Annotated in this window: 8 protein-coding genes; 7 read left to right on the top strand and 1 reads right to left on the bottom strand. The window is 65.4% G+C overall.

From position 1 onward, the window contains the following. Positions 1-54 precede the first annotated feature (54 nt). Complete coding sequence (locus ACTAQI_RS16450) at positions 55-2,298, bottom strand: PKD domain-containing protein (RefSeq protein ID WP_457947274.1); 2,244 nt, start codon at positions 2,296-2,298, stop codon at positions 55-57. 515 nt (positions 2,299-2,813) lie between these two features. Here ACTAQI_RS16450 and ACTAQI_RS16445 point away from each other — a divergent pair. From ACTAQI_RS16445 to ACTAQI_RS16415, 7 genes are all read left to right on the top strand, one after another. Continuing rightward, positions 2,814-3,599 carry a glycosyltransferase family 2 protein gene (locus ACTAQI_RS16445; RefSeq protein ID WP_457947273.1) on the top strand — a complete coding sequence of 262 codons (786 nt, stop codon included), beginning with the start codon at positions 2,814-2,816 and terminating at the stop codon, positions 3,597-3,599. Then, the gene (locus ACTAQI_RS16440) at positions 3,592-4,596 is read left to right on the top strand and encodes a glycosyltransferase family 2 protein (RefSeq protein ID WP_457947272.1); all 1,005 of its coding nucleotides are present in this window, start codon (positions 3,592-3,594) and stop codon (positions 4,594-4,596) included. The genes ACTAQI_RS16445 and ACTAQI_RS16440 overlap by 8 nt, the downstream gene beginning before the upstream one ends. Further along, entirely contained in the window at positions 4,593-5,894 is a 1,302-nt protein-coding gene (locus ACTAQI_RS16435) for a glycosyltransferase family 2 protein (protein WP_457947271.1), read from the top strand. Before ACTAQI_RS16440 ends, ACTAQI_RS16435 begins: the two co-directional genes overlap by 4 nt. 74 nt (positions 5,895-5,968) lie before the next feature. Then, positions 5,969-8,179 carry a hypothetical protein gene (locus ACTAQI_RS16430; RefSeq protein ID WP_457947270.1) on the top strand — a complete coding sequence of 737 codons (2,211 nt, stop codon included), beginning with the start codon at positions 5,969-5,971 and terminating at the stop codon, positions 8,177-8,179. Between the two features lie 7 nt (positions 8,180-8,186). After that, complete coding sequence (locus ACTAQI_RS16425; protein ID WP_457947269.1) at positions 8,187-8,990, top strand: glycoside hydrolase family 16 protein; 804 nt, start codon at positions 8,187-8,189, stop codon at positions 8,988-8,990. Positions 8,991-9,040: 50 nt separating this feature from the next. After that, complete coding sequence (locus ACTAQI_RS16420; protein WP_457947268.1) at positions 9,041-11,029, top strand: dTMP kinase; 1,989 nt, start codon at positions 9,041-9,043, stop codon at positions 11,027-11,029. Next, entirely contained in the window at positions 11,026-12,039 is a 1,014-nt protein-coding gene (locus ACTAQI_RS16415; protein WP_457947267.1) for an aminoglycoside phosphotransferase family protein, read from the top strand. The genes ACTAQI_RS16420 and ACTAQI_RS16415 overlap by 4 nt, the downstream gene beginning before the upstream one ends. Positions 12,040-12,134: the final 95 nt, after the last annotated feature.

The raw sequence follows: 12,134 nt of genomic DNA, 5'->3' as shown, positions 1-12,134 counted from the left end.
ACTGGCGGGCCGGAGCCGTTCCCTGTTCAGTTATCTATTCAGTTGTGGGTTCCACTAGGCCGCCGGCTTGAGCGCGGTCCGCCAGGCAGCCACAGCCCGTGCGGCACTCAACGTCCAGGTGGCTGTTCCGCTGGCACCCGCCGTCGGCTGCGGTTTGTCTGCCTGCTCGGCAATTTGTCCTGCCGCTGCCTCCCAGCGTTCGGTCCAGCCCGACGGGGCAGTGACCACAGGTGCGCTGCAGTCGCAGGCCACCCCGCCAATCAGCATGGCACCGTTACTGGCCGTGGTGATGCTGCCCACCGTAATACTGGTGGCTGAGTAGCTGGTGTCAGCGGCGGTGACCACCGGGCTGTCCAGCGGCGTGGTGTTGTTGACGCCGCGGTAGGCCGTGATGCCGCCGCCCCACTTGGCTGCGGAGCTGAGGGTCCAGCTGTATGTTGCCGGGTCCGAGGCGCCCACCACCTTGTAGTACGCGAATGCCCGTGCTCCGGAGGTGGACGTGCTGTTGATGGACTTGGCGTTCACCATTGCCGTCCAGCCTGCCGGTGCGGTGAGATTCGGGTTGAGGTCCGTGGTGATGGAGGCTACCAGGACATCACCTGCGGCGGTGCCGGCCGGAACCGGAATCGACGCTGTGGTCACGGCGGTCCCGGAGTTGGCGGTGCTGGAATTCACCACCGTGATCCCGCCAGTTGCCGGCGGTGGTGTCGTGCCCACGGTGATGGTGGCCGTTGCGGAGGACGACCCCGCGGCATTGGTCGCCGTGAGTTTGGCTGTGTACGTCCCCGCGGTCGCATACGAGTGGCTTGGATTCTGCGCAGTGGACGTTCCGCCGTCACCGAAAGTCCATGCCCAGGAGGTGGGCGAATTGGTGGACGTATCAGTGAAGGCGACGTTCAGCGGCGCGGCACCCGACGTGGGGTTGGCGGTGAACGATGCCACCGGCGCCTGGCCTGCGGGTGGCGGGGTGCCACCGAGCGACCGGTCCGAGAACCAGTAGCGCTTTGCCACATTGTCGCTGGCCATGACCACCAGGCCGGTGGTGTTGTTCACGCTCTGCTTGCTGGTGGTCACGTCATTGATGTTCGACGACGATGCTGCCTGCATGATGGGCGTGCCCCGGCCCGACCCAAAGACAGGATTGTCCATGGACGCGGTCTTCTCATAGATGCTGCCCGCGACGCCGGAGTAGGCGCAGCCGGACACAGACGTTGGCGGAGCCGTGTGGAATGCCCGCACCAGGTTGTTCTGGGTGTCAAGGATAATTTGGGGCCGGGATACACAGTCGCCCGTCTTGGCGATTGTGGACTGCGTGAAAGCTCCGGTGCCTGGCTTGAAGACCAGGAGGATCAGCTGCGGCAGGGTCTTGTCGCTGGAGATGTCATTCAGGCTGGTCTTAACGGCTGCGAAGACCCGGCCGCTGGTGTCGGCCTGCAGAGTTTTGAGGTTCAGGTGGTCATCGGACTGGCCGTTGCCGCGCAGTGCCGGCTGGAGCTTCCAGGACGAGTTGGCAGCGTCTGAGTCCTTGTGGGTGGCCCACCATACGGTGTCCGCTTTGTGGTCGCTCCACATCACCCCAACCTGCCCGTTGCCAAAGGCGACCACCGCCGAGATGTCATCCGGAGCGGGGTTCGGGTTGCTGACGGGGAGGACGAAGGGCGTTCCCCAGGAGGCGCCGCTGTTGCTGGCAGCGTTCATGTACACCGTGTTGGTGTATCCCGACGTTGAGTTCCCGCCAACTTGGGTCCAGGTGGCCCAGACCCGGCCGGTGGTGTCCTTGTCGATCGTCATGGATTCGCTGGAATTGTTGGTGATGGTGGTGGGGAAACCGGCGTCCAGTGTGTACTTGCCGGCTGCGTAGCTGTACCGGTAGAGCTTGGCCGGGGAGTTGGAGAGCGACGGCTTGGGTGTTCCATCGCCGGTGATGGTCACCACGTGGGAGGCGATGTAGAGGTGGGACCCGTCCCACATCGTGTCCGCCAGCGTGCTGCCCCTGGTGTCATTGACCACCCCGGTGTCCACCCAGGTGTTGGAGGCCCGGTCCAGCCGGTAGATGCTCCATCCTGTGCCGGACTTCCACATGTCGGCCCACCAGGACCCGTCGTTCCACCACAGCTTGCTTTGCGGCTTGTCCGACGTTGGCGGATTGGACACCCCTGAATAGGCAATGCTCTGCGTGCCATAAACGGGGTCAGCTACGGCCGTACCTGGCACGCCGAGGATGGAGGCTGCAAGAACCAAGGCAACGGCAAGGGCCTGCCCCGTCCGGCTGAAAAAGTGTCTGCGTCTGAGCTTCATAAGGGAACTCCTGGGGCATAGGAAGAATTCGGGGAACGTCTGCCCGTTTGGCCCAGTCACAAAGAGCTCTCAGCCCCCAAGTACCCAGAAGCGTATGCCTGCACTCCTCCGGGGGCAATGCAGGTGACGTACCTAATTAGGGGTTATTTTCACTCCCCTACCTAACGTTCTTTAGACCGCCGTTATCCCCTATACCTAATCTTTTCCGGCACCCCAGAGCCCTTTACTTGCCTAACAGGGGGTAACCCTAGGTAAAAAGCGAGTACCTACTACTCGTGATACCCGCATTAGGTAGGGGATAGTCTTCCGGAACGGCCAGAGGATTGGCGATGGGTTGCTGGGGGGTCAGCGACCAGACCATGACCGGATTAAGCGTTAGTGCCACGGCCACACCGGCCGGCGGCATTGTCTAAAATCCGAACTGTCATGAAGTGGTGAGGCAATTGTCGATTTCGCCCCAACTTCCAGCTCTGTTTTCCGAGCCGGGACATTTATTTCCACAAGCTTCAATCAGCGTGGTCATTCCCACCCTGAACGAGGAAAAGAACCTCCCATGGGTTCTCCGCCGGATGCCCTCCTATGTCGATGAGGTGATCATCGTGGACGGCCGCTCGCAGGACAACACTGTTGAAGTTGCCAAGGCCCTGCGCCCGGACGTGGTGGTGGTCAATGAAACGCGTAAAGGGAAGGGTGTTGCCCTCCGCGCCGGCTTTACTGCCGCTACGGGGGACATCATCGTGATGCTGGACGCGGACGGGAGCATGGACCCCCAGGAGATCGGCTGGTTCGTTGCGCCCCTCCAGCACGACTTCGATTTCGTGAAGGGATCCCGGCATGTAACCGGTGGCGGGTCGGAAGACCTGACCCGGCTGCGGAAAGCCGGCAACAGGGCATTGACCGGACTTGCGAATGCTGTACTGCACAGCAACTATTCGGATCTCTGCTACGGATACATCGCCTTCCGCCGGGAATGCCTGGAGGTGCTGGAGCTGCAGTCCGACGGCTTCGAAATCGAAACCGAACTCATTGTCCGGGCTGCCAAGGCCGGGCTGAGGATTGCCGAAGTTCCCAGCCTTGAGCTTGACCGGATTTCGGGGGCATCCAACCTGCAGACGTTCCGCGACGGCTGGAGGGTGCTGACCACGCTGGCCCGGGAGTGCACGGTCTGGGAGGCGCCAACCGCAGGCGCCCGCCCGGAGGCCCTCCGCCGCGTGAAGTACACCTACTCCAACGTCCGCTTCCCGCGTCTCCCCGTGGATCCGCACAGCGTCCTCGCCCCGGCGGTGAGCCAGCATGCTTGATCGAATCAAATCCCTGTCCGTGACAGTGGTGATCTGCGCCTACACCTCCGAGCGGTGGGGCTTGCTGTTGGACGTCATCGAATCAGTCCGCAACCAGACCCTCGTCCCGGACCAGGTACTGGTTGTCATTGACCACAACGAGGCCCTGTACGAACGGCTCATTGAGATCGTCGACGACGTTACGGTAGTGGAGAGCACCGGACTGCCCGGCCTGTCGGGCGCCCGCAACACGGGAGTGGGGCTTGCCGAGTCAGACATCGTCGCCTTCCTTGATGACGACGCCGAGGCAGCGCCGGATTGGCTCGAACGCCTGGTTGCGCTGTACGACGATCCCGACGTCCTGGCTGTAGGCGGGAAGGTTGTCCCGATGTGGGAATCCGGCCGGCCGGGCTACTTCGCCGAGGAACTGGACTGGATCGTTGGATGCAGCCATCGGGGCATGCCGCGGGTGGCGTCCGAAGTCCGCAACGTCATAGGCGCCAATATGTCCTTCCGGCTTGAGGTGCTGCGCCAGGTGGGCGGCTTCAACCTGTCGCTGGGACGCAAAGGCACGTTGCCGCTCGGGTGCGAGGAGACGGAGATCTGCATCCGTTCGCGGATGGGGTCGCCGGGATCGCGCATTGTCTATGAACCAGCGGCGCTGGTCCGCCATCACGTTCCCGCATCCCGCGGAACGTGGCGGTACATGTTGTCCAGGTCCTGGTCGGAGGGCCTGTCCAAGGCCCAGGTCAGCCAGCTGGTTGGCCACAAGCGGGCTCTGGGACCGGAACGCCGGTATGTCCGCAGCATTCTGCCGCGCGCAGTATTCACAGGGCTGAAGTCATGGGGGCGGGACGGCAGCCCCGATGGACTGGGCCGTGCCGGCGCCGTCATCGCGGTTTTGGCCTGCACCGCCGCCGGATACTTCCAGGGACGCCGGCTTCAGCATTGGACGGGGCCTGAGGAAGAGGACGTTGTCCTGGTCCCGGCCGGCGGGCAGTGGAGGGAAGTGCAATGAGCGAAGGTGCCAGCCAAGTGCTTGAGGATCTTCAGGGCGAGGCACTGATCCTGGTGCCCGCCATGGAGTCCCTGTTGCCGCCGGCGTGGCCGGGGGCGCGCTGGATCGGGTCGATAGACCTGGAGGACCTCGCGGACTGTTCGCGCTTTGAACTGGAGAACCATGCTGGATACGAACGGGCACGGCTGCTGGTGCGTGCGTCGGGGGCTGTGCGGGGATTTGTCGATGTGCCGTCGCCGGCGGGAATCGTGGATCGGGCTGTCTTCGAAAACGCCCTGGCGGCCCTGCCGCCAGTCCCATCTTTCCCGCCGGCGGTGACCGCCCCGCACATCACGGTGGTGGTGTGCACCCGGGACCGCACCCTGCAGTTGCGCGGTGCCCTCCTGACCATCCTTGCCCTGGACTACCCACGCTTTGACGTGGTGGTGGTGGACAACGCGCCGGCAACGCACGACACGGAAGAGTTGGTTCGCCGGGAGTTCAGGGACCAGCGGGTACGGCTGGTGACGGAACCCGTTCCTGGCCTCTCCCATGCAAGGAACACCGGACTTCGGCACGCCAGGGGAGACCTCGTGGCCTTCACGGATGACGACGTTGTGGTGGACAGGTCCTGGCTGAGGGAAATCGCCGCTGCGTTCGAAGCCGTTCCTGCCGCTGCCTGCGTGACGGGGCTGGTTCCCGCGGGAGAGCTCCGCACCCCCGCCCAGGGCTATTTTGACGCGAAGGTCAGCTGGTCAAGGTCCCTGGTCCCGCAGGTTTACTCGCTGGCGGACCCACCCGCGGCGCTGCCCAAGTTTCCATTTAGCCCGGGAGCTTTCGGCACGGGGGCAAATTTCGCCCTCAGGCGCCAGCCTGCGCTTCGCCTTGGCGGATTCGATCCCGCCCTGGGGGTTGGTACTCCCACGGGGGGCGGGGAGGACATCGACATGTTCACGCGGGTCATCCTCGAGGGGCACGCGTTGGTGGTCCAGCCGGCGGCCATTGTCTGGCACCGCCACCGGGACGGGCTCGAAGACCTGCGGGTACAGGCGCGGGGCTACGGCAACGGGCTTGGGGCGTGGATGACCAAGGTGATGATGGATCCCCGCACCGCCAGGCTGGCCCTTGCCAGGAGTTGGGGCGTTGGGCTCGAGTTCCTGAACCGGCGCCAACAGGCCGGCCAGCCTGCGCTCCAGGGCCCGCCAATCCATGGCTCCCTTGAGGCCCAGGCCGACAGGCTCGTGTGGCTGCAGCTGCTGGCTGTAGCCTTCGGCCCCTACAAATATCTGCAGTCACGCAGGGCTGCTGCGGGCAGCTAAGACCACAGTCCACATTTGGGCCGACGGCGGAGGCTCGCTCCGCCGGCGGCAAGCAATCCAGGAGTTGAAACAGTATGGCGCTTCTCATCAGGGGTGACGTGTCCGGCCCGATGAACTCCCGCACCTCACGCCGGCGCAGGCCAGGGTATTCCGATTACGTCCTGGCACTGCTCGGTGCCGTGACGGCGGTCCTGATCCTGTTCGACGTCGGCGGTGAGTCCATTGCAGGCGCCAAACTCCTGGTGTGCCTCGCCATTCCGGGTTGGGCACTGGTCCGCTGGGTCCGCCACGTGGACCCGGTGGCCCGCCTGATCTTCACGGTCGTCGCCGGCGCAACTGCTTTCGCCCTGGCCGCCGCCGTCATGGGTTGGCTTCAGCTTTGGAATCCCCGGCCCGCCGCCGTCGGCATCATGCTGGCATCCGCGGCCGCGCTACTGGTCCCGACCCCAGCCGGGGCGCTGCCTGCCCCGAGGCTGCCACGTCCGCAGCTCAGCACCTCCGCACCATGGCTGGTTCTCCTGGTTGCCATGGTCATGTGGGGAGCCACATTGGGGTCCACAAACCCGCACCTGGGCGACCTCGGGCTGCTCACGGCGTTTCCGGTCACCTGGTACGTTGCGCTGGGACTGGTTGTTGCGCTCTGCATCTGGAGCATCGTCCGGCGCGGCGAGCACGCCGGATGGCTCACGGGGGCCTCGGTCACCGGACTGGTGGTCATCCTTTACTCGTCCGCCGGCCTGCTGGCCAGCGTCCCGCGGCTGCCCTGGACCTACAAGCACATTGCCGTCACGGACCTGATCCAGACCACCGGCCAGTTCGACCCGGACATCGATATCTACAACCGGTGGCCCGGCTTCTTCCTGTTCAGCGCGTTCCTGGGTGAATCCAGCGGCTACAAGGACGCCATGGCCTATGCGGGATGGGCCGAGCCGGTATTTGCGTTGATGAACGTGGCGCTGGTGCTTGCCATTGCCAGGACCCTGACGAAGAATCCACGGATCTACTGGACCAGTGCGGTGGTTTTCGCCCTCTCGAACTGGCTGAACCAAAACTACTACTCCCCGCAGGCCTTTGCCTACACCCTCCACCTGACCATGTGCCTGGTGATCCTCACGTTCCTCCGCGGCACGCCCGCTCCCTGGGTACTCAAGCTTGAGGGCAGGCTTTCCAGCCGCCTTTCAAAGTCGGCACCCGAGCCGGAGGAGGTCAAGATCTACGGCGGCCGCCAGCAGGCGCTGGCGATCGCGGCGGTCCTGGTCCTGCAGGCAATGATTGTGATGAGCCACCAGCTGACCCCGTACCTGGCCATTCTGGGACTTTTCCCCCTCTTCCTGGCGCGCTACTTCAAGCCAGCCTGGGTGGCGCCGGCGCTGCTGTTGATGGCCTTGCTCTACCTCCTTCCCAACGCGGAATTCGTGAAGGACAAGTACGGCCTGCTCAACGGCTTCGATTTCCTCGCCAACGCCGGCTACAAAGCCACCAGCGGCGCACCGGGCCCATCCCTCCTCTCCGGACGGTGGCTTGCCCGCGAGGCACTGGCCCTGTCCCTGTTCACCGCCCTGCTCGCGGGGTTGGGGTTCATCCGCAACTTCCTCCGGGGCAATGTCCGCACCACCCTGATCGTAGGGACGCTTGCGGCTACCCCCATCATTGGACTGTTCGGAACGTCCTACGGCGGCGAGGGCAGGCTCCGCGTCTTCATGTTTGCCCTTCCGTGGCTTGCGATCGGTGCAGCATGGCTTTTCTGGTCCGGCAAGCTCCCCGGCAGGAAAGCAGTGGTGGGGGCAACAGCGGCGATTTCGGCCATGGCTGTGCTGTTCACGGCCGTGTACTTCCAGAACGAAGCCAACGTGCGGGTACCGGCTGCAGACGTATCCGCCAGCCGCTGGCTCGACTCGAACGTCCGCCGGGGTGACGCGGTGGTTGAGACCAACTACCACCTGCCGCTGCTGGTCGGCCCGCACTACTCCTTCTACCTCCGCAACGGGCAGCTCGTCTCGGTTGCATCGAAGCTGCACAACACCGCCCAACCGTTCACGGGGGACGACATGCTGGCCTACGTTGACAAGACCAGGGCAGCAGCCAAGCTGCGGCCCTCGGACCGGGTCTTCGTGGTGGTGTCGGACCTGCAGCAGCGCACGTCGACCGGCGTTCCACGGCAATTCCCGAAGGACATCCTGGTCCCGTTGGAGCACGACTTGAACGTGGCAAGGGGCACCGAACTCGTGTTTGAGAACAAGTCGGTGAGAATCTACGAGGTTTCACGTGCTGACTGGGGAAAATAGCGGACGGGTGTACCAGTTGTCGCTCGTCACCGTAACGTCGCTGTCCATCGTCGGGGCGGCCCTCCTGGCCCTCCACGGCGATTCATCGAAGGTTACCGGCGCCCCGAAAGGGGACCTGCCGTCCTGGCGGCAGACCATGATCCAGGACTTCGACGTCCCCGCCCCCCTAGGGACTGTGGGCCAGGTATACGGGCCGGACATGCGTGGATATTCCGGGTTTTCCGACTCATCCGGCTTTGGCACGTACACACCGGACGATGTCCTTTCGGTCCATGACGGCTACCTCGATTTCCACCTCCACTACTCGAACAGCAGGCCCCGGGTGGCCAGCGTCATTCCCTTCGGCTACACGGGCCAGACGTACGGAAGATACTCGGTGAGGTTCCGGTACGACTCCATCCCCGGTTACAAGATCGCGTTCCTCCTCTGGCCTGCCAGCGATGACTGGAATGAAGGGGAGATCGACTGGCCGGAAGGGGCCCTGGACGGATCGCTCTACGGGAACTCGGCCATCAAAGGGACCCGCACGTCGAGCGGCATGGAGTTTGATCCTGCTGACAGGAAGTACTCGGCTTCCGGCCCGGGCCAGTGGCATGTTGCCACCATCGAATGGAGCCCCGGGATGGTCCGGTGGTTCCTTGATGACGGTCTGGTGGACCAGACAACCAAACCCAAAGGCGTGCCCAACACGCCTATGCGCTGGACGCTCCAGGCGGAAACCGCCGATGACGCCACAGGAACCTTTCCCGCCGCTGACGCCGCCGGGCACCTGCAGGTTGATTGGGTGGCGCAATATGCCTACACGCCGTGAACGAACCAAGTGCCGCAACCGCGCTTTAGAAAGATTTGGGGGATTGCACCATGGATATCGCCAGTGACCTTCCTGTTCCCGAAGAGCTGGGGCACCTCGGCGCCCTGCCGGAGCCGGTGATCCCCGGGAAGCAGCAGCTCCACCCCCGGGTGGCCTCAGTATTCGGCATCCTTGACGGGGCCGGGTCGCCCTGGCTCCTGCTCCGCGGAGAGGACGATCTTGCCCTGCCCGCCGGGGACGTGGACATCCTTGTGGACAAGGACATCCTTCCCCGCCTCGATGGATTGATGGCAGCAGCGGGATTCTGCCGGGTTCTGGCATGGGGCCACGGCAGCCACAGGTTCTACTTCTGCTACTCAGCGGAGGAGGGAGCCTGGATCAAGCTGGACGTTGTCTCCGAGCTGGCCTTTGGCCCCTACCAGCAATGGCGCACCTCCTGGGCGGCCCGCTGCCTGCGGCGCAGGATCCGCCACGGCTCCTACTGGATGCCGGACGTTGCAGACCAGGCCTGGCTGCTGCTGCTGCACCTGTTCATGGACAAGGGCGGAATCGCGGCGGCGCGGCAGGAGCCTGCGCGGACGGCTGCCAAGGTAGCGGCCGACGGCGGCAGGATCGCAGAGTCGGTCCGGCGCAGGGTGGGTGCGGGGCTGGCAACTGACATGTTGAACCTGGTCCTCGCTGGACGGTTCGAGGATGCGCCCGCCATGGCTGCCCGGCTGAGGGCGTCCTGGAGCGGCGGTGCGGGCCCCATGCTCATTGAAGCAGTCAACCGGACGCTGCGGCGCTCCGGTGCCCGGTTCCGGGGGCATACTCCCTTATTGGGAGTCATGGCTCCGGACGGAGCGGGCAAGACCACGCTGCTGAACGGACTTCACGCTGACGTACCGTTGCCCACCAAGTACGTGTACATGGGCCTGTGGGGGGCAGGGCCCTTTGATGCGGTGCTCAACCGGATTCCCGGCGGCCGTACCGCCAAGAAGGTGTACCGGCTGGTGCGCGGTGGAGTTGTGGCCAGGTTTTACCGCCGCTTGGGCAAGGTGGTGCTGATGGACCGCGTGGCCTATGACGCGCTGCTTGCCGGCTCCGGCGGTGGCCCGCTGGCATGGATGAGCAACAGGCTGGCACTGGCCGTGATCCCTGCCCCGGATGTTCTCCTGGTGCTGGATGTTCCCGGCGCAGTGATGTTTGAGCGGAAAGGTGAACACAGCCCGGAGCTCCTGGAAACGTGGCGGAACGACTACCTCCAGCTGGCCGGCCGGCTTCCCGGGAGCCGGGTAGTGGATGCGGCCCAGCCCGTGGAGGCTGTGCAGCGTGTGGCTACCGGCATCATCTGGGATACGTGCACACCAGCGGCCGGGAGGGCAACCACCGCCGGCCGCGCCACGCACCCGGCCCCCGCCGTCGGCCTCTCTTCCGGTAGTGACGCCGCCCCGGAAGCCGGCGCAGGCGAAGCCCTGTCGCTCCACCTCTGGCGGCTTCTGGACTGGCGGTTCCTTCTTCCCGTCCTGCAGCCACGCACCCTGGGTTTCGCCGGAAGGATAAGCCCGGAAACAGAGTCGGCGCTGCGGCTGCTGGACCCCCAGGCCATGCGGCTGGCGGAGCCGGCAACAGAGCCGGCAACGCGGCCGGGCGGCAGGGCATGCGACGTGGTGCTGCTGGCCTCGCCCGGCCCGGGCCAGATCGAAAGCGCAGGACTGGCATTGGAGCCGGGAGGCTGGATCTGCGTGGAGGCCAGCCGCTCCCTGCTGCAGCATTCGGGCCCGCGGACGTTAAGGGGCTGGAAGCGGATGCTGGAGCGCCGGGGGTACCAGGACGTTGCCTTGTACTGGAATGCCCCCAACCGGGAGCGGACCGCCCGGTTGGTTCCGGTGCAGTCCGGCGTGTCCATCCGGGACACCCTGGCCCTGCGCAAGGATGTGCGCTTCGGGGTCCTCAAGGCGGCTGCGGTGCACGTGGCCCTGGCACTGCGCGTCTTCGACCTCCTGGTTCCCGAAGGCACCATCACGGGGCGGCTGCCGGAAAGGAGCCCGGGGCAATGAGCTTCATAGATCAGTTCCTGCAGGACCACTTCGAGGAGTTCTCCCTTGACCAGTACGGCCTGGGGAAGCGCTGGGAAACGCTGCTGCTGACCCCGCGCTTCGCAACGTCCCGGCACGTGGTGGCCCTGGTGTTTCCGTCCCGGCGAAGTGATCCCGCCCTGGTGGTGAAGGTGCCCCGCCAGCCTGGGGACAACAGCGGCGTCCGCCGCGAGGCCGCCATGCTCGCCCAACTTTCAGCCGCCGTCGGCAGCCCAGGCGCCGGTGTGCCACTCCTGGTGGGCATGCGGGACGTGGGGCCCTACACGGTCCTCGTTGAAACCGCGTTGACCGGCATGCCACTGGATCCCCGGACGGTGGCAGCGGATCTGCCCGCCGCCGTCGCCACCGGGACCGCATTTGTTGGAGCCCTTCCCTGCACCCAGCCTGCCGCCGGCAATGTGGACTGGTACCAGCGCGCCGTGGCCGCGCCGTTGGCGGCCCTGGAGGGACTGGCCGGGCCTGACGCGGGCACAAACGAACTGGTGGAACGGACGCACGAACTCCTTGCCCCGCTGCGCCAGGCGCAGCTGCCCGCGGTCATCGAGCATGGCGACCTGAGCCATCCCAACCTGCTTGTTAAGTCCGGCGGCGCGCTGCAGGTCATGGACTGGGAGCGCTCGCTCATGGACGGCGTTCCCGGGCACGATCTGGTCTTCTACCTCCAGTACCTGAGCGAGTCCAGCGAACATGCCTTCGTCAGGGAGGCCCAGATCGCGGCCTTCGACAAGGCCTTCGGCCAGGGCGGCTGGGCGCTGGACCCGCTCTCCCGCCACCTTGGCATGCGGGGGGTTGACCACTCGCTCCTCCCGCTGCTGGTGGTCGCCACGTGGGCGCGCTCCACCGCCACGCTCGCCGACCGGCTGGCGCAGGAAGCGGAGGCCGACCCGGCGCAGGGCAACGGAAAAGTCCGGGCCGCCCTCCAGGCGGACAGGGACTTCTGGTTGTGGCGCCATGCTGTGGAAGCCGCCTAAAAGGCCGAGTCCCGGGGACGGGGCCGGGCCGGTGGGCCGGGCCCGGGCGGACTGGTCCGCAATTCCGGCGTTGACCCTTGGGAAGCCCTGCTTCC

Source organism: Pseudarthrobacter sp. alpha12b (genome assembly GCF_054130495.1).
The sequence above is the reverse complement of the archived record's forward strand: the minus strand, read 5'-3'. Positions and strand labels throughout refer to the sequence as shown.